This is a genomic window from Methylotenera sp. 1P/1, assembly GCF_000384355.1.
Classification (GTDB): domain Bacteria; phylum Pseudomonadota; class Gammaproteobacteria; order Burkholderiales; family Methylophilaceae; genus Methylophilus.
This window is the reverse complement of the sequence record NZ_ARWC01000001.1, coordinates 2,278,678-2,305,349: the sequence shown is the minus strand read 5'-3', so window position 1 is coordinate 2,305,349 and position 26,672 is coordinate 2,278,678. Positions and strand designations below refer to the sequence as shown.

At 44.5% G+C, this 26,672-nt stretch carries 39 protein-coding genes; 3 read left to right on the top strand and 36 right to left on the bottom strand.

Going from position 1 to position 26,672, the window contains the following annotated elements; genetic code table 11:
- The first annotated feature begins 65 nt into the window (after positions 1-65).
- Together rpmB and rpmG are read left to right on the top strand one after the other, a co-directional pair.
- Positions 66-302: a 50S ribosomal protein L28 gene (rpmB, locus tag A3Q3_RS0111205; RefSeq protein ID WP_020183677.1), complete on the top strand. Its 237-nt coding sequence runs from the start codon at positions 66-68 to the stop codon at positions 300-302.
- Between the two features lie 12 nt (positions 303-314).
- The gene (rpmG, locus tag A3Q3_RS0111200; RefSeq protein WP_013441158.1) at positions 315-470 is read left to right on the top strand and encodes a 50S ribosomal protein L33; all 156 of its coding nucleotides are present in this window, start codon (positions 315-317) and stop codon (positions 468-470) included.
- 91 nt (positions 471-561) lie between these two features.
- Here rpmG and A3Q3_RS0111195 read toward each other — a convergent pair whose 3' ends face one another.
- A complete protein-coding gene (locus tag A3Q3_RS0111195) occupies positions 562-1,842 on the bottom strand; it encodes a mechanosensitive ion channel family protein (RefSeq protein WP_020183676.1) in 1,281 nt (426 codons plus the stop codon).
- An 18-nt stretch (positions 1,843-1,860) separates the two neighbouring features.
- Positions 1,861-3,297, bottom strand: coding sequence for a magnesium transporter (gene mgtE, locus A3Q3_RS0111190; RefSeq protein ID WP_020183675.1), 1,437 nt, complete (start codon positions 3,295-3,297; stop codon positions 1,861-1,863).
- Between the two features lie 115 nt (positions 3,298-3,412).
- Here mgtE and A3Q3_RS0111185 point away from each other — a divergent pair, with 115 nt between their 5' ends.
- A complete protein-coding gene (locus A3Q3_RS0111185) occupies positions 3,413-3,631 on the top strand; it encodes a glutaredoxin family protein (protein WP_026361885.1) in 219 nt (72 codons plus the stop codon).
- A gap of 65 nt (positions 3,632-3,696) precedes the next feature.
- Here the strand turns inward: A3Q3_RS0111185 and rplQ are convergent, their stop codons facing one another.
- The 34 genes from rplQ to rpoC all read right to left on the bottom strand — a co-directional run bounded on the left by rplQ (position 3,697) and on the right by rpoC (position 26,669).
- On the bottom strand, positions 3,697-4,086 hold the full coding sequence (rplQ, locus tag A3Q3_RS0111180; protein ID WP_020183673.1) for a 50S ribosomal protein L17: 390 nt from the start codon (positions 4,084-4,086) through the stop codon (positions 3,697-3,699).
- A gap of 37 nt (positions 4,087-4,123) precedes the next feature.
- Positions 4,124-5,110 carry a DNA-directed RNA polymerase subunit alpha gene (gene rpoA / locus A3Q3_RS0111175; protein ID WP_020183672.1) on the bottom strand — a complete coding sequence of 329 codons (987 nt, stop codon included), beginning with the start codon at positions 5,108-5,110 and terminating at the stop codon, positions 4,124-4,126.
- A gap of 55 nt (positions 5,111-5,165) precedes the next feature.
- Complete coding sequence (gene rpsD / locus A3Q3_RS0111170) at positions 5,166-5,795, bottom strand: 30S ribosomal protein S4 (protein WP_020183671.1); 630 nt, start codon at positions 5,793-5,795, stop codon at positions 5,166-5,168.
- A gap of 26 nt (positions 5,796-5,821) precedes the next feature.
- The gene (gene rpsK, locus A3Q3_RS0111165) at positions 5,822-6,211 is read right to left on the bottom strand and encodes a 30S ribosomal protein S11 (protein WP_020166857.1); all 390 of its coding nucleotides are present in this window, start codon (positions 6,209-6,211) and stop codon (positions 5,822-5,824) included.
- 55 nt (positions 6,212-6,266) lie between these two features.
- On the bottom strand, positions 6,267-6,629 hold the full coding sequence (rpsM, locus tag A3Q3_RS0111160; RefSeq protein ID WP_020183670.1) for a 30S ribosomal protein S13: 363 nt from the start codon (positions 6,627-6,629) through the stop codon (positions 6,267-6,269).
- A gap of 109 nt (positions 6,630-6,738) precedes the next feature.
- Positions 6,739-6,852: a 50S ribosomal protein L36 gene (gene rpmJ, locus A3Q3_RS14340; protein ID WP_081620790.1), complete on the bottom strand. Its 114-nt coding sequence runs from the start codon at positions 6,850-6,852 to the stop codon at positions 6,739-6,741.
- Between the two features lie 30 nt (positions 6,853-6,882).
- A complete protein-coding gene (gene infA, locus A3Q3_RS0111155) occupies positions 6,883-7,101 on the bottom strand; it encodes a translation initiation factor IF-1 (RefSeq protein ID WP_020183669.1) in 219 nt (72 codons plus the stop codon).
- 11 nt (positions 7,102-7,112) lie between these two features.
- Positions 7,113-8,432, bottom strand: coding sequence for a preprotein translocase subunit SecY (secY, locus tag A3Q3_RS0111150; RefSeq protein ID WP_020183668.1), 1,320 nt, complete (start codon positions 8,430-8,432; stop codon positions 7,113-7,115).
- 16 nt (positions 8,433-8,448) lie between these two features.
- Positions 8,449-8,886: a 50S ribosomal protein L15 gene (gene rplO / locus A3Q3_RS0111145; protein ID WP_020183667.1), complete on the bottom strand. Its 438-nt coding sequence runs from the start codon at positions 8,884-8,886 to the stop codon at positions 8,449-8,451.
- A complete protein-coding gene (gene rpmD, locus A3Q3_RS0111140; RefSeq protein ID WP_020183666.1) occupies positions 8,886-9,083 on the bottom strand; it encodes a 50S ribosomal protein L30 in 198 nt (65 codons plus the stop codon). Before rpmD ends, rplO begins: the two co-directional genes overlap by 1 nt.
- Positions 9,084-9,085: 2 nt before the next feature.
- Complete coding sequence (rpsE, locus tag A3Q3_RS0111135) at positions 9,086-9,595, bottom strand: 30S ribosomal protein S5 (protein WP_020183665.1); 510 nt, start codon at positions 9,593-9,595, stop codon at positions 9,086-9,088.
- A gap of 15 nt (positions 9,596-9,610) precedes the next feature.
- Entirely contained in the window at positions 9,611-9,964 is a 354-nt protein-coding gene (rplR, locus tag A3Q3_RS0111130; RefSeq protein WP_020183664.1) for a 50S ribosomal protein L18, read from the bottom strand.
- 43 nt (positions 9,965-10,007) lie between these two features.
- Entirely contained in the window at positions 10,008-10,541 is a 534-nt protein-coding gene (rplF, locus tag A3Q3_RS0111125; protein ID WP_020183663.1) for a 50S ribosomal protein L6, read from the bottom strand.
- Between the two features lie 10 nt (positions 10,542-10,551).
- Entirely contained in the window at positions 10,552-10,947 is a 396-nt protein-coding gene (gene rpsH / locus A3Q3_RS0111120; protein WP_020183662.1) for a 30S ribosomal protein S8, read from the bottom strand.
- 15 nt (positions 10,948-10,962) lie between these two features.
- Complete coding sequence (gene rpsN / locus A3Q3_RS0111115) at positions 10,963-11,268, bottom strand: 30S ribosomal protein S14 (RefSeq protein WP_025223666.1); 306 nt, start codon at positions 11,266-11,268, stop codon at positions 10,963-10,965.
- 3 nt (positions 11,269-11,271) lie between these two features.
- Entirely contained in the window at positions 11,272-11,811 is a 540-nt protein-coding gene (gene rplE, locus A3Q3_RS0111110; RefSeq protein WP_020183660.1) for a 50S ribosomal protein L5, read from the bottom strand.
- 8 nt (positions 11,812-11,819) lie between these two features.
- On the bottom strand, positions 11,820-12,137 hold the full coding sequence (gene rplX / locus A3Q3_RS0111105; RefSeq protein WP_020183659.1) for a 50S ribosomal protein L24: 318 nt from the start codon (positions 12,135-12,137) through the stop codon (positions 11,820-11,822).
- A gap of 23 nt (positions 12,138-12,160) precedes the next feature.
- The gene (rplN, locus tag A3Q3_RS0111100) at positions 12,161-12,529 is read right to left on the bottom strand and encodes a 50S ribosomal protein L14 (RefSeq protein ID WP_020183658.1); all 369 of its coding nucleotides are present in this window, start codon (positions 12,527-12,529) and stop codon (positions 12,161-12,163) included.
- Between the two features lie 214 nt (positions 12,530-12,743).
- Positions 12,744-13,001 (bottom strand): 30S ribosomal protein S17, encoded by a 258-nt coding sequence (rpsQ, locus tag A3Q3_RS0111095; protein WP_020183657.1) that lies wholly within the window; start codon positions 12,999-13,001, stop codon positions 12,744-12,746.
- 2 nt (positions 13,002-13,003) lie between these two features.
- Entirely contained in the window at positions 13,004-13,198 is a 195-nt protein-coding gene (gene rpmC, locus A3Q3_RS0111090) for a 50S ribosomal protein L29 (protein WP_015831303.1), read from the bottom strand.
- Between the two features lie 16 nt (positions 13,199-13,214).
- Entirely contained in the window at positions 13,215-13,631 is a 417-nt protein-coding gene (gene rplP / locus A3Q3_RS0111085; RefSeq protein WP_020166872.1) for a 50S ribosomal protein L16, read from the bottom strand.
- Positions 13,615-14,337 (bottom strand): 30S ribosomal protein S3, encoded by a 723-nt coding sequence (gene rpsC, locus A3Q3_RS0111080; RefSeq protein WP_020183656.1) that lies wholly within the window; start codon positions 14,335-14,337, stop codon positions 13,615-13,617. The genes rplP and rpsC overlap by 17 nt, the downstream gene beginning before the upstream one ends.
- A gap of 1 nt (position 14,338) precedes the next feature.
- Positions 14,339-14,677, bottom strand: coding sequence for a 50S ribosomal protein L22 (gene rplV / locus A3Q3_RS0111075; RefSeq protein ID WP_020183655.1), 339 nt, complete (start codon positions 14,675-14,677; stop codon positions 14,339-14,341).
- A 10-nt stretch (positions 14,678-14,687) separates the two neighbouring features.
- Positions 14,688-14,963: a 30S ribosomal protein S19 gene (rpsS, locus tag A3Q3_RS0111070; RefSeq protein WP_020183654.1), complete on the bottom strand. Its 276-nt coding sequence runs from the start codon at positions 14,961-14,963 to the stop codon at positions 14,688-14,690.
- Between the two features lie 5 nt (positions 14,964-14,968).
- Positions 14,969-15,802 carry a 50S ribosomal protein L2 gene (gene rplB / locus A3Q3_RS0111065; protein WP_020183653.1) on the bottom strand — a complete coding sequence of 278 codons (834 nt, stop codon included), beginning with the start codon at positions 15,800-15,802 and terminating at the stop codon, positions 14,969-14,971.
- A gap of 11 nt (positions 15,803-15,813) precedes the next feature.
- On the bottom strand, positions 15,814-16,128 hold the full coding sequence (rplW, locus tag A3Q3_RS0111060; RefSeq protein WP_020183652.1) for a 50S ribosomal protein L23: 315 nt from the start codon (positions 16,126-16,128) through the stop codon (positions 15,814-15,816).
- The gene (gene rplD / locus A3Q3_RS0111055) at positions 16,125-16,751 is read right to left on the bottom strand and encodes a 50S ribosomal protein L4 (protein ID WP_020183651.1); all 627 of its coding nucleotides are present in this window, start codon (positions 16,749-16,751) and stop codon (positions 16,125-16,127) included. The genes rplW and rplD overlap by 4 nt, the downstream gene beginning before the upstream one ends.
- A complete protein-coding gene (rplC, locus tag A3Q3_RS0111050; RefSeq protein ID WP_020183650.1) occupies positions 16,751-17,401 on the bottom strand; it encodes a 50S ribosomal protein L3 in 651 nt (216 codons plus the stop codon). Before rplC ends, rplD begins: the two co-directional genes overlap by 1 nt.
- A 113-nt stretch (positions 17,402-17,514) precedes the next feature.
- Positions 17,515-17,823: a 30S ribosomal protein S10 gene (rpsJ, locus tag A3Q3_RS0111045; RefSeq protein ID WP_011478646.1), complete on the bottom strand. Its 309-nt coding sequence runs from the start codon at positions 17,821-17,823 to the stop codon at positions 17,515-17,517.
- 62 nt (positions 17,824-17,885) lie between these two features.
- Positions 17,886-19,076, bottom strand: coding sequence for an elongation factor Tu (tuf, locus tag A3Q3_RS0111040; protein ID WP_020183638.1), 1,191 nt, complete (start codon positions 19,074-19,076; stop codon positions 17,886-17,888).
- A 37-nt stretch (positions 19,077-19,113) separates the two neighbouring features.
- The gene (fusA, locus tag A3Q3_RS0111035) at positions 19,114-21,204 is read right to left on the bottom strand and encodes an elongation factor G (RefSeq protein WP_020183649.1); all 2,091 of its coding nucleotides are present in this window, start codon (positions 21,202-21,204) and stop codon (positions 19,114-19,116) included.
- A 76-nt stretch (positions 21,205-21,280) separates the two neighbouring features.
- Positions 21,281-21,751 carry a 30S ribosomal protein S7 gene (rpsG, locus tag A3Q3_RS0111030; RefSeq protein ID WP_020183648.1) on the bottom strand — a complete coding sequence of 157 codons (471 nt, stop codon included), beginning with the start codon at positions 21,749-21,751 and terminating at the stop codon, positions 21,281-21,283.
- 94 nt (positions 21,752-21,845) lie between these two features.
- Positions 21,846-22,232 carry a 30S ribosomal protein S12 gene (gene rpsL / locus A3Q3_RS0111025; protein ID WP_020183647.1) on the bottom strand — a complete coding sequence of 129 codons (387 nt, stop codon included), beginning with the start codon at positions 22,230-22,232 and terminating at the stop codon, positions 21,846-21,848.
- Positions 22,233-22,406: 174 nt separating this feature from the next.
- Positions 22,407-26,669 (bottom strand): DNA-directed RNA polymerase subunit beta', encoded by a 4,263-nt coding sequence (gene rpoC, locus A3Q3_RS0111020; protein WP_020183646.1) that lies wholly within the window; start codon positions 26,667-26,669, stop codon positions 22,407-22,409.
- Positions 26,670-26,672 lie beyond the last annotated feature (3 nt).

Genomic DNA, 26,672 nt, shown 5'->3' with positions numbered 1-26,672 from the left:
ATACTATAATTGCCGTCTTTCTAAAAAAGCAAAGTATTGAAGACAATTTTGTCTCAGGAGTCATTATGGCACGTGTATGTCAGGTAACAGGCAAAAAACCAATGGTGGGCAACAATGTTTCTCACGCACAAAACAAAACAAAACGTCGTTTTTTACCAAATTTACAAAACCGTAAATTCTGGGTTGAGAGTGAAAACCGTTGGGTAAGCATGCGTATTACCAATGCGGCTTTGCGCACTATCGACAAAAACGGCATTGACGCTGTGCTCGCAAAATTGCGTGCTGCTGGCGAAAAAATCTAAGGAGCATAAGCAATGCGCGAAAAAATCAAATTAGAATCAAGTGCTGGTACTGGTCATTTCTATACCACTACTAAAAACAAACGTACAATGCCAGAAAAAATGGAAATCAAAAAATTTGATCCAGTGGCACGTAAACACGTAATGTATAAGGAAACTAAACTTAAATAATCATTATTTAAGTCATAAAAAAGCCCGTTAAATTAACGGGCTTTTTTATTATCTATATCCAGCACTATTCAAGCAATTCGCACGCACCAGATTACTCTGGTGAGACACTTGTATTCAGCAAGCGAATCTCACGTTGTGGGTATGGAATACCAATCCCATTGGCTTTAAATAACTTCCAAATATTCTGATATAGCTCGGATTGCAATGCCGAAGAACCCTCTTCAGGATCGGCCACCCAGAATGAAAGCATCATATCAATACCACTTTCACCAAACCCTTTCACATGCACATCCACGTTACTGGTTTTAAGCGTGCGCGAATGCTGTTCTGCAACACTACGCATGAGCTTAATGACTTGATCTAGCTCAGCATCGTAAGCCACTTGGATCGGCATTTGTATCCGGCCCTTATGTTCTGCCGAGGTATGATTGATGACCACTTCAGTAATCATCATCTCATTTGGAATAATCACCTCTGTGCCATCCAACTTACGCAGTGTCATGTAGCGTGAACGCAGCTCTTTAACAACACCGTAATGCGTAGCTACCGTAATTAAATCGCCAATCTGCACCGAGTGGTCGACCAGGATAATAAATCCGCTCACATAGTTGCTGGCGATTTTTTGCAGGCCAAAACCAAGCCCCACACCTAGAGCACCACCAAATACGGAAAGCAGTGTGATATCGAGCCCTACGGCTGATAAGGCGATTAACACTGCTAGAAAGATAAATACAATACGTACCAGCTTACTGAGCACTACGCGCATATTGATATTGATTTGGTCTGCACGCATCAGCTTATTTTCAATGAGCCGACTTAACCACAACGCAACAAAGATAGTTGCCACCACAGTGAGCATCCCTTGTAATACCACCAATAGATTGACCGGGTTTTTACCAATATTAAACTTCACATCTTCTAGCGCCAAAGCGATTTCCGGCAGAATACCGCTCAAGTGCAGCGCTACCAGTAACCAGATCCCCCATGCAATCACATGCTCTAATGTTTTAAGCCAACCGCTAGGTGAAAAAATATAGCGTAGTGCATACACCAGCACCCTAATCACCGCCATTGCTAACAATAGCCTACTTGCGATTCTAAGCATGCCGACATGCATCCACTCTGCGCAAATGTAGCGTGCAAGCCCCACCATGATTAATGCGCTGATTGGGAACAGAATACGATTAACAACCCCCAGCACAGGCTTAGTGTGGTCATGTAAACGATCCATGAAATAGGCACGTAATGCACCATTGATTGCAAATGCAGTCCCCACGGCAAGCACAATAATTAGCAACTGCCAAAGCGCTGCTGGCGATGAGAAATCCGCCATAATTTCTTGCCAAATCAGTTCTATTTCTGGGTTCGTCATAAAGGTGATATCAGTTATTTATAGCAAAAAGATGGTGGCCAAACCCAAAAAGATCATAAATCCGCCACTATCCGTCATGGCGGTAATCAATACGCTTGACCCCACTGCAGGATCGCGCCCAAACTTATTCATGACCAATGGAATCATGACGCCCATAATGGCCGCCAGCAATAAATTGAGTGTCATTGCACTCATCATCACAAGGCCGAGCTCATAATTTCCATAAAGAATATAGGCGATCAACCCAAGTACACCGCCCCAAATCAAACCATTCAATAGCGCTACACCTAACTCCTTTTGAATGAGCGAATTCATATTGTGCGATGAAATTTGCCCTAACGCTAAGCCTCGCACAATCATCGTTGTGGTTTGGTTACCCGAGTTACCACCAATACCGGCCACGATTGGCATTAATGCGGCCAACGCGACAATTTTCTCGATAGACCCCTCAAACAAGCCAATCACACGCGATGCGATTAATGCTGTAATTAAATTGATGGCCAACCATGCCCAACGGTTCTGCACAGATTTCCACACTGAAGCAAAAAAGTCTTCTTCCTCACGCAAACCCGCCATCGAGAGCTTGTCGGATTCCGCTTCATCACGGATAAAGTCCATTACCGCATCCACCGTGATACGCCCAACTAACTTATTATTACTGTCCACAACAGGCGCCGTCACCAAGTCATAACGCTCAAACGCTTTTGCCGCCTCATCCGCCACATCCTCTGGATGAAACACGACAGCATCGGCAGCCATCACATCCGCAACATTCACATCTAGCTCGTGCACCACCATACGTTTGAGTGGCAACACGCCGCGCAAGATATCAGAGCGATCGACCACAAACAGTTTATCAGTATGGTCTGGCAGTGAGCCCAATCTACGGAGGTAACGTAATGCAACCTCCAGCGTGATGTCTTCACGTATGGTCACAATATCAAAGTCCATCAACGCGCCCACGGCATCATCCGGGTATGACAGCGCGGACTGCAATCGCTCTCTGTTCTGCGTATCCAAGCTGAACATCAGGTCTTGCAACACATCTTTCGGTAAGTCCGGCGCCAAATCAGCCAGTTCATCGGTATCTAGCTGCTCTGCTGCTGCCAACAATTCTTGGCTATCCATGTCGGCAATCAAGGTCTGACGCACTGCGTCAGACACTTCCAGCAGAATTTCACCATCGCGCTCAGCTTTGACCAAATCCCAGACTTTCAGGCGGTCGTCAAGGGGTAGCGCCTCAAGAATATAGGCTACGTCTGCCGGGTGGAGTACATCTAATTTTTTTTGCAGCTCGCTGAGATTTTGCTTATGTACCAAGCTTTCTACCAGATCGTGCTTAGGCATATCCTGCTTATGTACAAGACTTTCCACCAACTTGTGCTTTTCTAATAACGAGATCACCTGTTGCAGGCTCTCGCTTAAGCTTTCTTTGATTTCTTGTTTGTCTGACATCACAATCCCAGGATAGGTATTATTTTTCTCAATACGTTATTATGATTTAATTTAGATTAAAATCGATGAAAACCACTAGAAATAATGCATCAATTTGGACAACCCACAACATTTAATGATTCAACTTTATACAACATCTGCTTGCCACTTATGTGAGCTGGCAGAAGCCATGCTAGATGAAATAAATCTTACAGTGCAAATGATTGAAATTGCTAACGATGACGACCTTGTCACGCGCTACGGCACAACTATCCCAGTGTTAAAACGTCTAGACACTCAGGCCGAATTAAACTGGCCGTTTACCACTTCAGATATTTTAAAGTTAATAGAATAAACCTTAGCGTATAAAATAAAAAAGCCAGCATAGGCTGGCTTTTTACTGACATCGCAATTTAACAGTTACTCTACTGTGACTGCTTCTGTCGTGTTGTCTGGACGATCAACCAACTCAACATAGGCCATCGGCGCATTGTCGCCATTACGGAAACCGCATTTCAAGATACGTAAGTACCCGCCATTGCGTGCATTGTAACGTGGACCTAATTCACCGAACAATTTAGTAACGATATCACGATCACGCAAGCGACTAAAAGCCAAACGGCGGTTTGCCAATGTTGCATCTTTACCCAAAGTAATGAGCGGCTCAGCATATTTGCGCAACTCTTTTGCTTTAGGCAAAGTGGTTCTAATCACTTCATGACGCAACAATGAAACTGACATGTTACGGAACATAGCGGCTCTATGGCTGCTAGTACGATTTAACTTACGATTGCTATTACCGTGACGCATAGTAACTTCCTTAAACTTTTAACTGCAAATAAACGGATTAAGCTTTTTCTAAGCCAACTGGTGGCCAGTTTTCAAGCTTCATGCCAAGTGTTAAGCCTTTAGAAGCTAACACATCTTTAATTTCATTGAGTGATTTACGGCCCAAGTTAGGCGCTTTTAATAACTCATTTTCGGTACGTTGGATCAAATCACCAATGTAGAAAATATTTTCTGCTTTTAAGCAATTGGCTGAACGTACTGTCAATTCCAAATCATCTACTGGACGCAACAGGATTGGATCTACTTGCGGAGCAGATTTCACTTCCACTTCGCTAGGTGCACCCTCTAAGTTTGCAAACACAGACAATTGGCCAATCAAAATACGAGCCGCATCGCGAATCGCTTGTTCAGGCTCAATAATGCCATTGGTTTCAACATCCATAATCAACTTGTCTAAGTCGGTACGTTGCTCAACACGCGCACTTTCAACGTGATAGCTCACTTTATTGATTGGGCTGAACGATGCATCTACCATAATGAAGCCCAATACGCGGTCTTCTTGGTTCACTTTTTGGCGTGCTGGAACAGGTTGATAACCACGACCCATTTCCACTTTCACCTCCAAATTCAGCTTGCCACCTTTGGTTAAGTGGGCAATAACATGGTTCGGATTCACGATCTCAGCATCATGGCCAGTTTCAAAATCGGCAGCTGTAACAACGCCTTCGCCAGACTTGTTCAATACCAAAATCGTTTCTGATTTAGTATTGAGTTTTAGTGCCACGCCTTTAAGGTTCAATAAGATGTCTACAACATCTTCTTGCACACCATCAATTGTTGAGTACTCATGTACCACACCATCAATTTTCACTTCAGTAATGGCGAAGCCAGGAATGGACGACAACAATACACGACGCAACGCATTGCCTAATGTATAGCCAAAACCACGCTCCATCGGCTCAAGCGTAACGCGAGCACGTAAAGGTGTAATCACTTCTACATCAACAACACGTGGTTTCAAATATTCTGTTGGACTATTTTGCATAAACTTCCTTGAATGAATAGGTTAAGAGTAATAACTAAGTACGAACACCACTAAATTACTTAGAATACAACTCGACAACCAATGATTCATTGATGGTTGCAGGTAATTCATCACGTTGTGGTTTAGCTTTAAACTTACCACTTAATGATTTCACATCTACTTCTAACCACTCAGGGAAACCACGTTGTTCTGCAGCTTCTAATGCAGCTTTAATACGCAACTGTTGTTTAGACGCTTCAGCTACAGACACCACATCACCCGCTTTTACTTGGTATGAAGGAATATTGACACGTTTACCATTTACCAAAATACTGTTATGACGCACAATTTGACGCGCTTCAGTGCGTGAACCACCTAGACCCATACGGTATGCAACGTTGTCCAAACGACACTCTAACAATTGCAACAAGTTTTCACCTGTAATACCTTTTTTACGATCTGCCTCAGCGTAGTAGCTGCGGAATTGTGCTTCTAATACACCATAGATACGACGTACTTTTTGCTTTTCACGTAATTGCACACCGTAGTCTGACAAACGTGAGTTACGGCGTTGACCGTGTTGACCAGGGGCAAAATTGCGCTTTTCAATTGCACATTTGTCTGTAAAGCATTTTTCAGCTTTCAAAAACAGTTTTTCACCTTCACGGCGGCATTGACGGCATTTAGGGTCTAAATTTCTAGCCAAAATATTCTCCAGTAATCTTTATTCGCTTAAATGCGACGTTTTTTCGGTGGACGGCAGCCATTGTGTGGCACAGGTGTCACGTCGGTAATGCTCGTGATTTTGAATCCTGCTGCATTTAATGCACGCACGGCTGACTCACGACCAGGGCCTGGCCCTTTAATACGCACTTCTAAGTTTTTAACACCAGATTCTTGTGCTGATTTACCAGCTACTTCTGCCGCAACCTGTGCTGCAAAAGGCGTACTTTTACGTGAACCTTTAAAGCCTTGACCGCCTGAAGTTGCCCATGAAAGCGCATTACCTTGACGATCAGTGATTGTAATAATTGTATTGTTAAAAGAAGCATGCACGTGGGCAATGCCTTCAGCAATGTTCTTTTTAACCTTTTTTCTTACACGTACATTAGCTTTTGCCATGTTGTACTGTCCTTACCTATGTATCTAACTTAAATTTATACGATTAATGTATGCACTATTTAGCTTGCTTAATAGCTTTAACAGGGCCTTTGCGTGTACGTGCATTGGTTTTAGTACGTTGACCACGTACTGGTAACCCACGGCGGTGACGCACACCACGGTAGCAACCCAAGTCCATCAGACGTTTGATATTCATAGAAATTTCACGGCGTAAGTCACCTTCAACTTTAACTTTTGCCACTTCATCACGAAGTTTCTCAACATCTGCGTCATTCAGATCTTTTACTTTAGTAGTTGCCAGAACACCTGCTGCCGCACAAATTTTTTGAGCAGTGTTTCTACCAATGCCATAAATCGCGGTAAGCGCGATTTCTGCGTGTTTGTTATTAGGGATATTTACCCCAGCAATACGAGCCATACTTTAACTCCAAAACGAATCGCAATGTCTAGCGACCAAATAAAAAGCCTTAAATTTTAACAGGTTGTAACGAATAATTCAATTCTTAACAACAGCCTGTTACCATCAATTAACCTTGACGTTGTTTATGGCGTGGATCTGTACAAATAATACGTACTACGCCACGACGACGCACAACTTTACAGTTACGGCATAATGTTTTTACTGATGCACGAACTCTCATAATTTACCTCTCGCTACCAAATCAATTTAGTTACTTCACGCGGAATGTAATTCGCGCTCTTGTTAAGTCATAAGGTGTCATTTCAACTGTCACCTTATCTCCCGGTAGGATGCGAATGTAATGCATGCGCATTTTTCCGGAAATATAACCTAATACTGTGTGACCATTTTCTAGTTTTACCTTGAAAGTGGCGTTTGGGAGATTCTCAAGAATCTCACCTTGCATCTCAATACGGTCTTCTTTCGCCATATTTCTTCTAGCTAACGCGCTGTGGCGCCACCTTTAAAATTAGCTTTTTTGAGCAACCCCTCATATTGATGAGACATTAAATGAGATTGCACTTGCGTCATAAAGTCCATCGTTACCACAACGATAATCAACAACGACGTCCCGCCAAAATAAAACGGCGTATTAAATTTCAAAATCAAAAACTCAGGCAACAAGCATACTAAAGTGATATAAAACGCGCCTACCAAAGTCAAACGCCCCATAATCTTATCGATGTACTTGGCGGTCTGCTCACCAGGACGAATACCAGGTACAAAAGCACCACTTTTCTTCAAGTTATCTGCCGTTTCTTTTGGGTTGAATACCAACGCCGTATAAAAGAAGCAGAAGAATATAATCGCTGCTGCGAACAGTAAAATATAAATCGGTTGCCCAGGTGCAAGCTTGCTGCTGATATCCTTCAACCAATACATACTTTCGCTACTACCAAACCAACCAGCAAGTGTGGCTGGGAACAAAATTATACTTGAAGCAAAGATTGGAGGAATCACACCTGCCATATTCAGCTTCAATGGCAAATGTGTTGTTTGCCCACCAAATACCTTATTACCTACTTGACGTTTAGCGTAATTCACAGTGATCTTACGTTGACCACGTTCCACAAACACCACTAACGCCGTTACCAATAAAATAGCCACAAACAAGAACATCACCAATGGGATTGAAAACGCACCCGTTTTGGCTAACTCCAATGTGCTGCCTACTGCATGCGGCAAGCCCGCTACAATCCCGGCAAAAATGATAATAGAAATACCATTACCAATCCCACGCTCAGTAATTTGTTCGCCCAGCCACATCAAAAACATCGTACCGCATACTAAAGTAACCACTGCAGTCAATCTGAAACTAAAGCCAGGGTCTAACACAAGACCAGCTTGACCTTCCAAAGCAATGGCAATACCCAAGGCCTGAAAGGTTGCTAACGCTACAGTACCGTAACGCGTATATTTAGTAATCTGACGTCTGCCAGCTTCACCTTCTTTTTTTAACTGCTCCAACTTAGGTGACACCACCGTTAGCAACTGCATGATAATAGATGCAGAAATGTAAGGCATGATCCCTAACGCAAAGACGGTAAAGCGTGACAACGCACCACCCGAGAACATGTTGAACATGCCCAAGATACCGTCTTTTTGAGAGTCGAACAGCTGCTTAAGTATTGTTGGATCAATACCTGGCACTGGAATATGGGCGCCCAATCGATAAACAACCAATGCGCCCAACACGAACCATAAGCGGCTTTTCAGCTCACTCATTTTACTCATCGTACTTAAAATACCGTCTTGTGCCAAAGCTGAGTCTCTTTAATTACGCTTCAATCACTTGGCCGCCAGCTGACTCAATGGCTGCACGTGCACCCTTGGTCAATAACAAGCCTTGTACTTTCACTTTTTTGTTGAGTTCACCAGACAGGTATACTTTGACAGCTTTTACACTGCCAGATACCAATTTAGCGGCTTTTAATGCCAACATATCAATGACGTCTGCATCCAATTCCAACAGCTCACTAGTGCGTACGCGCGCTGTGTTGCCTTTAGTCAGGGAATTAAAACCACGCTTTGGTAAACGGCGTTGCAATGGCATTTGACCGCCCTCAAAACCTACTTTATGAAAGCCACCTGTACGTGATTTTTGACCTTTATGGCCACGGCCTGCGGTTTTACCTAAACCAGAACCAATACCACGACCAACGCGGCGACGTTCTTTTTTTGCGCCTTCTGCAGGCTTAATCGTATTTAATTGCATTATGCTTCTACCTTTAAGAGATAGCTAACGGCGTTAATCATGCCGCGAATTGCTGGAGTATCTTGAACTTCCACAGTATGGTGCATACGACGTAAACCCAAACCTTTTACAGTGGCTTTATGCGCCTCAATACGACCAATCAAGCTACGTACTAACGTCACTTTGATAGTGGAGACTTCTTTTTTTGCTTTAGCCATGATTAACCTCTAATATCTTCAACAGACTTACCGCGTTTAGCAGCAATTTCAGCTGGCGTATTCATAGACTCTAAACCATTCAAAGTCGCACGCACCAAGTTGTAAGGGTTAGTAGAACCAATACATTTAGCAACCACGTTAGTTACACCCATCACCTCAAAGATAGCGCGCATTGCACCACCAGCGATAATGCCTGTACCTTCAGAAGCCGGCTGAATAAATACTTTTGCCGCACCGTGTACACCAGTCACTGCGTGATGCAATGTACCGTTGTTCAAGTTCACTTTCAGCATGCCGCGACGTGCTTCGTCCATTGCTTTTTGTACAGCAACCGGCACTTCACGCGCTTTACCTTTACCCATGCCTACAGCACCATCGCCGTCACCGACTACAGTCAATGCTGCGAAACTCATGATACGACCACCCTTAACCGTTTTGCTTACACGGTTGACTGTGATCATTTTTTCACGCAAACCATCAGTTTGCTGTTGTTGTTCAACTTCTCTAGCCATTATCTGTCTCGCTTTTTAGAATGACAAACCGTTTTCGCGTGCAGCATCTGCCAACGCTTTGATACGGCCGTGATATTTGTAGCCTGAACGATCAAAAGCAACGGTGGTAACACCAGCTTTGACTGCTTTCTCTGCAATACGCTTGCCAATTAAAGCGGCAGCTTCTACATTGCCACCATTTTTAACTTTTTTACGCACATCTGCCTCAACTGTTGAAGCACTGACAATCACTTTATCGCCACTTTCAGCAATAATTTGCGCATAAATATGCGTATTTGTTCGATGCACGCTCAAACGTGTAACTTTTAACTCGGCGATTTTGGCACGGGTTTTACGTGCACGGCGCAAGCGGTTATTTACGTTATTCATTTTCTAAGCCCTAGTTTAAATTTAGGTTTTTAAGTCTAATTACTTATTTTTTCTTGGTTTCTTTAATAGCTACCACTTCATCTGCATAACGCACACCCTTGCCTTTGTAAGGCTCTGGTGCTCTGTATGAGCGAATTTGTGCAGCTACTTGACCAACCACTTGTTTGTCTGCACCAGTCAACACAACTTCTGTTGCTGTTGGCGTTTGCACGGTGACACCGGCTGGCATCTTGTGGTTAATCGGGTGTGAATAACCCAATTCCAAGTTCAACACAGCACCTTGTGCACTTGCTTTATAACCAACACCAACCAAAGTTAGTTTGCGAGTAAAGCCTACAGACACACCTTGCACCATGTTGGCAACCAAAGCACGTAAAGTACCTGACATTGCACGCGCATGCTGCGTATCATTATTTGCTTTTACTGTGATCACATCGCCATCACGCGTCAATGTCACCACATCTGTTAACGTATGAGACAACTTGCCCAATGGACCACTCACGTTAATTTGAGTTGGATTTAACACCACTTCCACTTTTTCAGGAATGGCGACAGGATTCTTAGCAACACGAGACATTTGCTTCTCCTTAAGCCACTACGCACAACACTTCGCCACCGATACCGGCTGCTTGTGCTTTACGATCTGTCATTACACCCTTGGATGTAGACACAATTGTCACACCAAGACCATTCATTACTTTAGGGATGTTTTGGCTACCCTTGTAAATACGCAAACCAGGCTTACTTACGCGCTCAATCTTCTCAATTACGGGACGACCTGCGTAGTATTTCAAGCTGATATTCAACACCGGTTTACCATCGTTTGCTTGTACAGCAAAATCTTCGATGTAACCTTCATCTTTTAACACATTAGCAATAGCGCCTTTGAGTTTTGATGCTGGCATAGAAACGGTTAATTTGTTTACACTTTGCGCATTACGAATACGCGTTAGCATATCGGCAATCGGATCACTCATACTCATAAATCTACTCCTCCGTTACCAGCTAGCTTTGGTGACGCCTGGCACTTGGCCACTCATCATCAAATCGCGCAATTTACTACGCGCAATACCAAATTTACTGAAAACACCACGTGGGCGACCTGTTAATGCGCAACGGTTACGCAAACGCACAGGGCTTGAGTTACGTGGCAGACCTTGCAATTTCAAACGCGCATCACGACGATCTTCAGCACTTGCTTGCTGATCATTGATGATGGCATTCAAAGCATCGCGCTTTGCTGCAAATTTCTTTACGGTTTCGCGACGTTTTAATTCGCGTTCTGTCATACATGTTTTAGCCATGTCTTAACCTCTAAAAGGGAAACTAAACGCAGCAAGCAATGCCTTCGCTTCTTCGTCAGTTTTAGCCGTTGTAGTAATCGTAATATTCATACCGCGAAGGGCATCGATTTTATCGTATTCGATTTCAGGGAAAATGATCTGCTCTTTTACACCCATGTTGTAATTACCACGGCCATCAAAAGATTTACCAGAAATACCACGGAAGTCACGAATACGTGGAATAGCAACAGTAATCAGACGATCTAAGAATTCGTACATACGCTCACGACGCAAAGTCACTTTGCAACCGACAGGATAATCATCACGAATCTTAAATGCAGCTACTGATTTTTTAGCTTTGGTCACGATCGCTTTTTGACCAGCAATCTTCTCCATGTCGCCTACTGCGTGTTCCATCACTTTTTTATCAGCAACCGCTTCGCCAACACCCATATTCAAGGTGATTTTTTCAATGCGAGGCACTTGCATCACTGAAGTGTAACCAAATTGCTCAGTCATCTTGCTTACAACTGAGTCTTTATAAAATTGTTTTAAACGCGCCATAATTTATCCTATGCGTCCACTGATTCGCCATTAGATTTGTAAACACGAATCTTACGGCCATCCTCTAACACTTTAAAACCCACGCGATCCGCTTTTTGCGTCGCCGGATTGAACAATGCAACATTTGAAACATCAATCGGCATTTCTTTGCTAACGATACCGCCAGTGATACCCTTCATCGGATTTGGCTTGGCATGTTTTTTTGCAACATTAATGCCCTCAACCACCACATGGCCAGAATCGAGCGTGCGCAATACTGTACCGCGCTTGCCTTTGTCTTTACCTGTATTGACGATTACTTGGTCGCCTTTATGAATTTTGCTCATCTTAACTATCCTTATGCCTAGAACTACAACACTTCAGGCGCAAGAGACACAATCTTCATGAAACGCTCACTACGCAATTCGCGTGTGACCGGCCCAAAGATACGTGTGCCAATTGGCTCTAATTTGTTGTTTAGTAAAACCGCGGCATTGGTGTCAAATTTTACAAGTGAACCGTCTGGACGACGCACGCCTTTGGCTGTACGTACAACTACAGCACTATAGACCTCACCTTTTTTTACACGACCACGCGGCGCAGCATCTTTGATGCTGACCTTGATAATGTCACCTATGCTAGCGTAACGACGTTTTGAACCGCCAAGCACTTTAATGCACTGTACTGAACGCGCACCAGTGTTATCGGCCACTTCTAACCGAGACTGCATTTGAATCATGAGAATAATCTCCAACTTAATCCGTTTTAACCAACACCGGCCGTTACAAGACTTAGCATCTTAGTACGGCCAGTAGACCACGGTCAGTATTGGGGCGCTTGCTTTATGTGCTTCTTAAAATTAAGTTACACGAGCGCCGAAAAGTCCAACATTATAACTGATAGATTTCATCTATAGCAAGATGAATATCTAACTATTTTTAGGCATTCAAGGCTTAAGCCTTTACGTCTACTTTACTCACTACCCATGTCTTTGTTTTAGACAATGGACGGCTCTCAACGATAGTCACGAGGTCACCTTCTTTACACTCGTTATTTTCATCATGGGCATGAAATTTATTTGATTTCACAACCACTTTACCAATCATTGGGTGCTTCACTTTACGCTCAACCAACACGGTAACGGTTTTATCCATTTTATCGCTGACTACGCGACCGCTTAAGCTACGTACAACTTTTGCTGTTTCCGTCATGTTTATGCCTGTTTCGCTTTCTCAGCCAATACAGTTTTAACGCGCGCAACATCTTTACGCACTTTACCTAGCTGATCTACTTTATTTAATTGTTGCGTTGCCAATTGCATACGTAGAGAGAATTGTGCACGGCGCAACTCAATCAACTCAGCATTTAACTCATCAACACTTTTTGCTCTTAAATCGGTGGCTTTCATCTTAGCTTACCTTTCCTTAACTACCAATTTGACGTGTCATAAAGGTCGTTTCGATTGGTAACTTTGCAGCAGCCAGTCTGAACGCTTCGCGCGCCAACTCTTCACTCACGCCATCCATTTCGTACAACATTTTACCTGGCTGGATTTGTGCTACGTAGTACTCGGTACTACCTTTGCCGTTACCCATACGTACTTCAGCAGGTTTTTTAGAAATTGGCTGATCTGGGAAAATACGGATCCATACACGACCACCACGTTTAATGTGACGTGTCATCACACGACGTGCAGCCTCAATTTGACGTGCAGTCAAACGACCGCGGCCAATGGCTTTTAAACCAAAATCACCAAAACTTACTTTATTACCGGTTGTTGCAATGCCTTTGTTACGGCCTTTCTGCATCTTGCGGTATTTTTGTCTAGACGGTTGTAGCATCTTTAGCCCTCGGCTTTCTTACTTTTTTTTCTGGCTCAGCATCAGCAGTCACTTGCGCAGCTTGTGCTTGTGCGTTATCACCAAAAATTTCACCTTTGAATACCCATACTTTAATACCGATAATACCGTATGTTGTTGACGCTTCAGCAACACCGTAATCAATATCAGCACGCAATGTATGAAGTGGCACACGACCTTCGCGATACCATTCAGTACGCGCAATCTCGATACCGTTCAAACGACCAGAACTCATGATCTTGATGCCTTGTGCGCCTAAACGCATTGCATTTTGCATCGCACGCTTCATGGCACGACGGAACATCACACGCTTTTCTAGTTGTTGTGCAATCGATTGTGCAATCAATGTCGCATCAATTTCCGGCTTACGCACTTCTTCGATATTTAAATGAACAGGTACGCCCATCAAACCTTGCAAGCTAGAACGCAATGACTCAATGTCTTCACCTTTTTTACCGATCACCACGCCTGGGCGTGCACTGTAAATGGTGATTTTTGCATTTTTTGCAGGACGCTCAATAATAATCTTGCTCACTGCTGCACTTGCTAATTTCTTGTTTAAGAATTCGCGTACTTTGATATCACTCTGCAGCATCGCTGGAAAGTTTTTGCTATTAGAGTACCAACGTGAGGCCCAATTTTTTTGAACACTCAAACGGAACCCAATTGGATGAATTTTTTGTCCCATGTTATGCCTTTGAGTCGCCGACTGTCACATGAATGTGACAGGTTGGTTTAGTAATACGCCCAGCGCGGCCTTTTGCGCGAGCACGGATTCTTTTCAACACAATACCTTTATCCACATAAATTGAAGTGACCTTCAATTCATCAATATCAGCACCATTATTGTGTTCAGCGTTAGCAATTGCAGATTCCACTACTTTTTTAATAATCTCAGCACCTTTTTTAGGGGTGAAGTTAAGAATATTCAAAGCATGATCTACTTTCTTGCCACGTACTAAATCGGCCACCAAACGCGCTTTTTGCGGAGAGAGGTGAACGCCTTTTAATATTGCAGTTACTTGCATCATTAGCCTCTTATTTCTTCGCTTTTTTATCAGCCGCGTGACCCTTGAATGTACGTGTTAACGCAAATTCACCGAGCTTGTGACCAACCATGTTTTCAGAAATCAACACAGGCACATGTTGCTTACCATTGTGCACTGCGATGGTTAAACCAATAAAATTTGGCAAGATGGTAGAACGACGTGACCAAGTTTTAATTGGCTTGCGATCACGAGCTGCCGCAGCAACTTCTACTTTTTTTACCAAATGCCCATCTACAAATGGGCCTTTTTTAATTGAACGTGCCATATCGATTACCTTACGTTTCTTGGACGACGACTAACGCGCATGTTATCAGTACGCTTATTACTACGTGTACGATAACCCTTAGTTTTAAGACCCCATGGGCTTACTGGATTCATACCAGCAGCTGTTTTACCTTCACCACCACCGTGCGGGTGATCAACCGGGTTCATCACCACACCGCGAACGGTTGGGCGAACACCACGCCAGCGCATTGCACCAGCTTTACCAATTGAACGTAGTGAATGCTCTTCATTACCCACTTCGCCTAATGTTGCTTTACAGTCAACATGTACGCGACGCACTTCACCAGAACGCAAACGCAACTGCGCATAGGCACCTTCACGTGCTAATAACTGTACAGAAGTACCTGCAGAACGCGCAATTTGCGCACCTTTACCAGGCTGCAATTCAATACAATGAATCGTGCTACCTACAGGAATATTACGCAACGGCAATGCATTACCCACTTTGATTGGCGCTTCAGCACCACTCACCAATTGTGAGCCAGCAGCTACACCACGCGGCGCAATAATGTAACGGCGCTCACCATCTGCGTAGCACAATAAAGCAATATTAGCCGTACGATTTGGATCGTACTCAATACGCTCAACTGTTGCCGGAATGCCATCTTTGTTACGACGGAAGTCGATTAAACGGTAATGCTGTTTATGACCACCACCTTGATGACGTGTAGTAATACGACCGTTGTTATTACGGCCTGCGTTTTTACTTTGACTTTCCAACAGCGGCGCGTGCGGCTTGCCTTTGTACAAATCTGGTGTAACAACTTTCAATACACCACGACGGCCGGGGGAAGTTGGTTTGACTTTAACTAATGCCATGTCTTCTCTCCTTATTCGCCCGCTGCGAAGTTAATTTCTTGACCTGGCTTCAAGCTTACATAAGCTTTTTTCCAGTCGCTACGCTGACCCATACGGCGGCCGGCACGTTTTGTCTTACCTGCAACATTAATCACAGCAACTTTTTCAACTTCTACTTTAAAGACCAACTCTACAGCCGCTTTAATTTCAGTTTTAGTTGCATCTGTGCGCACTTTAAATGCGATTTGCTGATGCTTATCAGCAATATAAGTTGCTTTTTCAGTAATTTGTGGCGCTAAGATCACTTGCAACAGACGGTCTTGAGTTTTCGTAATAGCGTTCATCATGCTAACAGCTCCTCAAGTTTCTTCACTGCACCAGCAGTGGCCAATACTTTTGGAAAGCGCACCAAGCTCACTGGGTCAGCATATTGCGCTTCCACCACCATCACGTTAGTTAAATTACGTGATGACAGATATAAGTTTTCATCAAAACCATCCGTCAACAGAAGTACACCTTCCGCATAACCAAGACCTTTGATTTTCTCAACGAACTGTTTGGTTTTTGGTGATTCGACTTTAAAGTCTTCCACCACAACGATACGCTCTTGACGTGCCAACTCAGACAGAATCGTTTGCATACCAGCACGGTAAGCCTTACGGTTCACTTTGTGACTGAAGTTTTCATTTGGGGAGTTAGGGAATGCACGACCACCTCCACGCCAGATCGGGCTTGAAGTCATACCCGCACGTGCGTTACCAGTGCCTTTTTGCGCATAAGGTTTGTGTGTAGTATGCGCCACAGTATCACGGCCTTTTTGAGCACGTGTTGCTGTACGGGCATTCGCCATATAGGCTACTACCACTTGATGCACCAAAGCTTCGTTAAACTCCCGGCCAAAAGTCACATCAGAAACAGCGACGCCTTTTTTAGCAACCTTACCGTTTTGATCGATTAATTTCAGTTCCATTATTTAGCCCCTTTCGCTTTAACAGCTGGGCGAACAATAACATCGCCACCTTTAGAGCCAGGAATTGCACCTTTAATCAACAAGAGGTTACGCTCAGCATCCACACGTACTACTTCTAGATTTTGTGTAGTCACTTTAACGTCACCTAAATGACCCGGCATACGCTTACCTGGGAATACTCGACCAGGATCTTGCGCCATACCGATAGAACCAGGCACATTATGTGAACGTGAGTTACCGTGTGACGCACGATTAGAGCTAAAGTGGTGGCGCTTGATAGCACCAGCAAACCCTTTACCAATCGATGTCCCAGTCACATCCACCATTTGGCCGGCAGAGAAAATTTCAACAGTGACGTTGCCACCAACCTGATAGTTGCCAAGCACATCTGCTGAAACATTGAATTCTTTGATACCTGCACCAGCAGCCACGCCAGCCTTGGCATAATGCCCAGTTAGCGCTTTGTTGATGCGGCTTGCACGACGTTCGCCGTAAGCAACTTGAAGGCCTGTATAGCCATCGCTTTCGACAGTCTTGATCTGTGTCACACGGTTAGGTACAACCTCTAGCACCGTTACTGGAATGCTTGCGCCTTCCTCAGTAAAGATGCGGGTCATCCCCACCTTGCGACCAATAAGCCCTAAGCTCATGATCGATTCCTTATTTATTAGTTAAAAAAGCCGATTACAATTGACCGACTTCCATGAAAGAGGCCGGATTATACCGAACCCCCATAAATTTTACAACTATTATTTAGTTGTAATTACAGCTTAATTTCTACATCTACACCTGCTGGCAAATCCAATTTCATCAAAGCATCTACAGTTTTATCTGTTGGATCCACAATATCCATCAAACGTTGGTGGGTACGGATTTCAAATTGGTCACGCGATGTTTTGTTCACGTGTGGTGAACGCAAAATATCAAAGCGTTCAATGCGTGTTGGCAATGGCACAGGACCTTTTACCACAGCGCCAGTACGCTTAGCAGTTTCAACAATCTCTAGAGCAGATTGATCAATCAAACGATAGTCAAATGCTTTTAAGCGAATACGAATTTTTTGAGCAGCCATGTTTTTTCCTTATAAAGAGCGAAACGGCAGACTTCAGCCTGCCGCTTTAATTAAACTACAAATTACGCGATGACTTTAGCGACCACACCAGCACCAACGGTACGACCACCTTCACGAATCGCGAAGCGTAAGCCTTCTTCCATCGCAATCGGGGCAATCAATGTCACAGTGATAGATACGTTATCACCTGGCATCACCATTTCTGTACCTGCTGGCAATTCTACAGCACCCGTTACGTCTGTCGTACGGAAGTAGAATTGTGGACGGTAACCTTGGAAGAATGGTGTATGACGACCACCTTCATCTTTACCCAACACGTAGATTTCTGCTGTGAATTTTGTGTGTGGTTTGATAGAACCAGATTTAGCCAATACTTGACCGCGTTCCACTTCTTCACGTTTTGTACCACGTAACAATACACCTACGTTGTCGCCTGCTTGACCTTGGTCAAGTAACTTACGGAACATTTCAACGCCTGTACAGGTTGTTTTTAATGTGTCTTTGATACCAACGATTTCGATCTCGTCACCTACTTTAACGATACCGCGTTCGATACGGCCAGTCACTACAGTACCGCGACCAGAGATAGAGAATACGTCTTCTACTGGCATCAGGAATGTACCGTCAACTGCACGCTCTGGCATTGGGATGTAGCTGTCTAGTGCGTCAGCCAATGCGAAGATGGCTGGTTCACCGATTGGTGATTGGTCACCTTCTAGAGCTAATTTAGCTGAGCCTTTGATGATTGGGGTGTCGTCACCTGGGAAGTCGTATTTAGACAATAGGTCACGTACTTCCATTTCAACCAACTCTAACAATTCAGCGTCATCTACCATGTCTGCTTTGTTCAGGAATACAACGATGTATGGCACACCTACTTGGCGCGCTAACAGGATGTGTTCACGTGTTTGTGGCATTGGGCCGTCAGCAGCTGAACATACTAAGATTGCGCCGTCCATTTGCGCAGCACCGGTAATCATGTTTTTAACATAGTCGGCGTGGCCTGGGCAGTCTACGTGTGCGTAGTGACGTGTGGCTGTCTCGTACTCAACGTGTGCTGTGTTAATGGTAATACCACGTGCTTTTTCTTCTGGCGCCGCGTCAATTTGATCGTAAGCCTTGGCTTCACCACCAAATTTCTTGGTCAATACTGTAGTAATCGCCGCTGTTAATGTCGTCTTACCGTGGTCAACGTGACCAATCGTACCGACGTTCACATGTGGCTTGGTACGTTCAAATTTGCCTTTTGCCATGATTGATTTCCTTTACCTTGATGTCTTTAAAATTAAATTATTTCTTGTTCATAATGGCATCAGCCACATTTCTTGGTGCTTCAGAGTAATGCTTGAATTCCATGCTGTAGCTTGCGCGACCTTGCGACAATGAACGCACTACAGTTGAATAACCGAACATCTCAGCCAATGGCACTTCTGCACGGATAATTTTGCCAGAGGCGCTGTCATCCATCCCTTGAATCATGCCACGACGTGATGACAAGTCACCCATCACATCACCCATGTAGTCTTCTGGCGTTTCCACCTCAACCGCCATCATCGGCTCAAGCAAGATTGGGTCTGCTTTACGCATACCATCTTTAAATGCAATCGAAGCAGCCATTTTGAAAGCGTTTTCGTTCGAGTCAACGTCATGGTAAGAACCGTCAAACAAGGTGACTTTTGCATCCACAACCGGGAAGCCTGCCAACACGCCTGAAGGAATGGTTTCTCGCAAACCTTTTTCAACTGCCGGGATGAACTCGCGCGGCACGGTACCGCCTTTAATCGCATCCACGAACTCAAAGCCTTTACCAGCTTCATTTGGTTCCATTTTGAGCCAAACGTGACCGTATTGACCTTTACCGCCGGATTGCTTAACGAATTTACCTTCGATTTCAATCGTTTTCTTGAATGCTTCACGGTAAGCCACTTGTGGTGCGCCCACGTTAGCTTCCACGCCAAACTCGCGCTTCATACGGTCCACCAGAATTTCCAAGTGCAACTCACCCATACCAGAAATAATGGTTTGGTTAGTCTCTTCATCTGTTTTCACACGGAAAGAAGGATCCTCTTGTGCCAAACGGTTTAAAGCAATACCCATTTTTTCTTGGTCAGCTTTTGTTTTTGGCTCAACCGCAACGTGAATCACAGGCTCAGGGAAAATCATACGCTCAAGAATAATTTCTTGACCCAATGCACACAAGGTATCGCCTGTGGTTGCTTCTTTCAAACCAACTGCAGCTGCAATGTCACCCGCACGCACTTCTTCAAGCGGCTCACGCGTATTCGCATGCATTTGCACAATACGGCCAATACGCTCTTTTTTACCTTTTAGCGGGTTGTATACAGTGTCACCAGCATTCACCACGCCAGAGTACACGCGGAAGAAGATCAACTGACCAACAAACGGGTCTGTCATGATTTTGAAAGCCAATGCTGAGAATTTCTCATCATCAGACGCCTTCAAGAACATTTCTTTACCATCTTCATCTTCTGCACGTGTTGGCGGAATATCGGTTGGCGCAGGCATCAATTCAATCACCTTATCCAACATGGCTTGCACGCCTTTGTTTTTAAAGGCTGAGCCACACATCATTGGTACGATTTCAGAAGCGATGGTACGTGTACGCAAACCCAGCAAGATGTCTTCTTCTGATAACTCACCTTCTTCTAGGTATTTATTCATCAGATCTTCATTGGCTTCCGCTGCCGCTTCCACCATATTTGAGCGCCATTTGTCGCAATCTGCTTTTAAATCGGCAGGGATATCACGATAGTCGAACTTCATGCCCTGTGAAGCCTCATCCCAGAAGATGGCCTTCATCTTGATCAAGTCAACCACACCTTCGAATTTGTCTTCAGCACCGATAGGCACTTGAAGCGGCACAGGATTAGCTTTAAGACGTGCACGCATTTGATCGTACACTTTGAAGAAGTTAGCGCCAGCACGGTCCATCTTGTTGACGAACGCTAAACGCGGCACTTTATACTTGTTGGCTTGACGCCAAACAGTTTCAGATTGTGGCTGCACACCACCTACCGCACAGTACACCATACATGCGCCATCCAGTACACGCATAGAACGCTCCACTTCAATCGTGAAGTCTACGTGCCCAGGGGTGTCAATGATGTTAATACGGTGTTGATCGAATTGACCAGCCATCCCTTTCCAGAAACAGGTCGTGGCCGCAGAGGTAATCGTGATACCACGCTCTTGCTCTTGCTCCATCCAGTCCATGGTGGCCGCACCATCATGCACTTCACCAATTTTGTGGTTTACGCCTGTGTAAAAAAGAATACGCTCAGTTGTCGTTGTTTTACCAGCGTCAATGTGTGCAGAAATACCAATATTACGGTAGCGTTCAATAGGGGTTTTACGAGCCACGATTCTATACCTTTGCTATCAATTCAATCTAAATTCTTAAAGAGCGAACAACCAATTTTCAACCACACTTAGACACTTAGAATCTGAAGTGTGAGAACGCCTTGTTCGCTTCTGCCATACGGTGAACTTCTTCACGTTTCTTCATTGCAGAACCACGACCTTCAGAAGCTTCCACCAACTCAGCCGCTAAACGCAGACCCATTGATTTCTCACCACGCTTACGTGCAGCATCACGTAACCAACGCATCGCCAACGCACTACGACGGCTTGGACGCACCTCAACAGGCACCTGATAGTTAGCACCACCTACGCGACGGCTTTTTACCTCAACCAATGGACGCAAGTTATTCAATGCAACTGTAAACACTTCCAACGCGTCTTTACCACTTTTTGCGGTCACTTGATCAAATGCGCCGTATAAAATACGTTCTGCAACTGACTTTTTACCACCAGTCATCAGCACATTGACAAACTTTGACACTTCTTGGCTACCGAATTTTGGATCCGGAAGAATGTTACGTTTGGGGACTTCTCTACGTCTTGGCATAATTTTCTCTATTCAATTTAATAAGTTTTGCTAGCAAATGCTTTAGCAAGGCATCTCAGCCGCTTTCAATGTAATAACACTACACAAACAGTAACTATGCTGCTTTAGCAGCTTTTGGACGTTTAGCACCGTATTTAGAACGTGATTGTTTACGGTCTTTAACACCGGCCGTATCCAAACTACCACGCACCATGTGATAACGCACACCCGGCAAGTCTTTTACACGACCACCACGGATAAGCACCACGCTATGCTCTTGCAAGTTATGGCCTTCACCACCGATATAGCTAATGACTTCGTAGCCGTTGGTAAGACGCACTTTAGCCACCTTACGTAACGCAGAGTTAGGCTTTTTAGGAGTTGTGGTATACACACGGGTACACACACCACGTTTTTGCGGACACGCTTCTAATGCAGGCACCTTGCTTTTGGTGACCACTTGAACGCGTGGTTTGCGAATTAACTGATTAATGGTTGGCATTGCCTATAACCTCTATGAATATCTATAAAAATAACTTTTACAAAAAATATATTTAAATCAAAACAGAACGGCCTCATTGCGGACAATAAGGCTATTCTAAAAAACCAAGCATTCTATTTAGTGCAGCAGGATGTGTCAAGCGCTAATTCCACTAAACACATCCCAAACATTCAATTACTCGGCTGGCGTTTCAATCACTTGTGTTTCTTCTACAACCTCATCTGTTCCAGTGAACAGGGCTTCCGCTGCAATCGCTGCTGCCGACGGCTCTGCTACTGTTGGCGTCAACGCTGCAATCGCCGCACGTTTACGCGCTTCGTGGTAGGCCAAGCCGGTACCGGCTGGAATCAAACGACCCACAATTACGTTCTCTTTCAAGCCACGCAAATCATCACGTTTGCCTAAAATCGCTGCCTCGGTCAAGACACGTGTAGTCTCTTGGAACGATGCGGCTGAGATGAATGAATCTGTAGACAACGATGCTTTAGTAATACCTAACAACACATACTCAAACGTTGCTGGGCGTTTATCTTGCGCAATCACGCGTTCATTCTCTGACAACAAGTCTGCACGTTCTACTTGCTCACCTTGAATGAAGCTGGTATCACCTGCATCTGTCACACGTACACGACGCAACATTTGACGCACAATCACTTCAATGTGTTTATCGTTAATTTTTACGCCTTGTAAGCGATATACGTCTTGCACTTCATCGATAATGTAACGCGCCAATGCTTCACGACCTTGTAAGCGCAAGATATCTTGCGGATCAGCTGGGCCGTCCACAATCGTCTCACCTTTAGTCACCACTTGACCATCATGTGCTGTCACGTGCTTATCTTTAGCAATCAAGAATTCGCTAGATTGACCATCTAAGTCTGTAATCACTAAACGTTGCTTACCTTTGGTATCTTTACCAAACGATACGGTACCAGTGACTTCCGCCAACATACCGGCATCTTTTGGTGAGCGCGCTTCAAACAACTCAGCCACACGTGGAAGACCCCCGGTAATATCACGCGTTTTAGATGACTCTTGTGGGATACGGGCCAATACTTCACCCACGCCTACATCTTGACCATCTTTCACCGTAATAATACAACCCAGTTGGAACGTCACGTTCACGCTTGTCTCTGTACCGGCAATCTTCACTTCATTACCAACAGCATCCAGCAATTTCACTTGTGGACGTAAGCCTTTAGATTGGCCAGCACGTTGTTTCGGATCAATCACCACCAAGGATGACAAACCAGTCACATCATCAATTTGCTTCGCAACGGTCACGCCTTCTTCTACGTTCTCAAACTTAATGCGGCCCGCATATTCCGTAATAATTGGACGGGTATGTGGATCCCATGTTGCTAACGCTTGACCGGCTTTGACTGTTTTACCATCGGTCACTGTCAATGTAGCACCGTAAGGCACTTTATGACGCTCACGCTCACGACCATTATCATCCGCAATAATGACTTCACCATTACGTGAGATCACAATTTGCTCGCCACGTGAGTTAGTCACGTAACGCATCGTAGAGGTAAAGCTTAATATACCGTTAGATTTACTTTCTACTTGTGATACTGAAGCTGCACGCGATACAGCACCACCGATGTGGAACGTACGCATGGTCAACTGTGTACCAGGCTCACCAATAGATTGTGCTGCAATCACGCCTACCGCTTCGCCCATGCTAATCAACTTACCACGGCCTAAGTCACGACCATAACATGTTGCACAAATACCGTAACGTGTATCGCAAGTCAGCGCTGTACGCACTTTCACTTCATCAATGCCTAACGCATCGATTTTCTCTACTTCATCTTCAGTCAACAGTGTGCCGGCTGGGTATACCACAGCTTGCGTCTCTGGATGGATGATGTCTAAAGCGGCTGTACGACCCAAGATACGGTCATGCAATGGCTCAACCACTTCACCGCCTTTTACCAAGGCTTTAGTCACTAAACCTTCAACCGTACCACAATCAGTCTCAGTCACCACCAAGTCTTGCGTTACATCCACCAAACGACGTGTCAAGTAACCAGAGTTCGCTGTCTTCAACGCAGTATCGGCCAAGCCTTTACGTGCACCGTGGGTTGAAATAAAGTACTGCAACACGTTCAAGCCATCACGGAAGTTCGCTTTAATCGGTGTTTCAATGATCGAACCATCTGGTTTCGCCATCAAGCCACGCATACCGGCCAGCTGACGTACCTGCGCTGCAGAACCACGCGCACCTGAGTCAGCCATCATGTAAATCGCATTAAATGATTCTTGACGTAAGGCTTTACCATCTTTTTTGACTGTGTTGCCATCGTTGTCTAACACATCTTCTTCACGCAGTTGTTTCATCATGGCATCTGCCACTTTATCACCTGCACGACCCCAGATATCGACCACTTTGTTATAGCGCTCACCTTGCGTGACCAAGCCAGACACGTATTGGTCTTCAATTTCTTTCACTTCTGCATCTGCAGCAGCAATCAATTGACCTTTTTCTGGTGGTACCAACATGTCATTAATACTGATGGAGATACCTGCTTTAGTCGCATAGGTATAGCCTGTGTACATCAATTTATCAGCAAAAATAACAGTTTCACGAATACCTACTTTACGGAAGCTCGCATTGATCAGTTTTGAAATCTCTTTTTTCTTCAATGCTTTGTCAATCAAACTGTAAGACAAACCAGCAGGCAAGATTTGTGACAATAAGGCACGACCCACCGTCGTTTCATAACGGTTGATTTTTTCAGTTTTATTGCCTTCTACGTCCATCTCGAATTCACGGATACGTACAGTGACTTTGGCATGCAAATCAATCAAACCTTGATCGAATACACGCTGCACTTCTTTCACATCACTGAAAATCATGCCTTCGCCACGTGCCGCCACTTTTTCGCGCGTCATGTAGTAAAGACCCAACACGATATCTTGTGAAGGCACAATGATTGGTTCGCCGTTGGCTGGAGACAATACGTTGTTGGATGCCAACATTAAAGTGCGTGCTTCCATTTGCGCTTCTAAGCTCAATGGCACGTGTACCGCCATTTGGTCACCGTCGAAGTCGGCGTTGAACGCTGAACACACGAGTGGGTGCAATTGAATGGCTTTACCTTCAATCAATACTGGCTCAAACGCTTGAATACCTAAACGGTGTAAAGTAGGCGCACGGTTCAATAGTACCGGATGCTCGCGGATCACGTCCTCGAGGATATCCCATACTTCTGGTCCTTCTTCTTCTACTTTTTTCTTCGCTGCTTTAATGGTGGTCGCTAAACCCAACACTTCCAACTTATGGAAGATGAATGGTTTGAATAATTCCAACGCCATTTTTTTCGGTAAACCGCATTGGTGCAATTTCAATTGCGGACCAACCACAATCACTGAACGACCTGAGTAGTCCACACGCTTACCAAGCAAGTTTTGGCGGAAACGACCGCCTTTACCTTTAATCATGTCTGCGAGTGATTTTAACGGACGCTTGTTAGCGCCTGTCATCACTTTACCGCGACGGCCATTGTCTAATAATGAGTCCACCGCTTCTTGCAACATACGTTTTTCGTTACGTACGATGATTTCAGGTGCTTTTAACTCCAACAAGCGTTTTAAACGGTTGTTACGGTTAATCACGCGACGATACAAATCGTTCAAGTCAGACGTTGCAAAACGACCGCCATCCAATGGTACCAATGGACGTAGCTCTGGTGGCAACACTGGCAAGATTTCAAGAATCATCCACTCTGGTTTAATGCCAGATTTTTGGAAGGCTTCTAGCACTTTCAAGCGTTTAGCGATTTTCTTGATTTTCGCTTCTGAACCAGTTTCGCTTAGATCGCGGCGCAGGATTTCGATCTGGTCATTGATGTCCATAGTGCGGAGCAATTCACGAATCGCTTCTGCACCCATCACTGCATTGAACTCATCACCGTACTCTTCTACTTTAGCAAGGTAGTCATCTTCCGTCAGCAATTGACCACGTGTCAGCGGTGTCATGCCTGGGTCAATCACAATGAATGCTTCAAAGTAAAGCACACGCTCAATGTCACGCAACGCAATGTCTAACACCATACCCAGACGGCTTGGGAGTGATTTTAAGAACCAGATATGCGCAACTGGTGAAGCCAATTCAATATGGCCCATACGCTCACGACGCACTTTAGAAAGCGTGACTTCAACGCCACACTTTTCACAAATCACACCACGGTGTTTTAAGCGTTTGTATTTACCGCATAAGCACTCGTAATCTTTGATCGGGCCAAAGATTTTTGAGCAGAACAAACCATCACGCTCAGGCTTGAAGGTACGGTAGTTAATAGTTTCTGGCTTTTTAACTTCACCATAAGACCATGAGCGAATTTTTTCAGGCGAAGCCAATGCAATCTTAATTGCATCAAACTCTTCTTCTTGTGTTACCTGTTTAAATAAGTCTAATAGAGCTTTCATCTG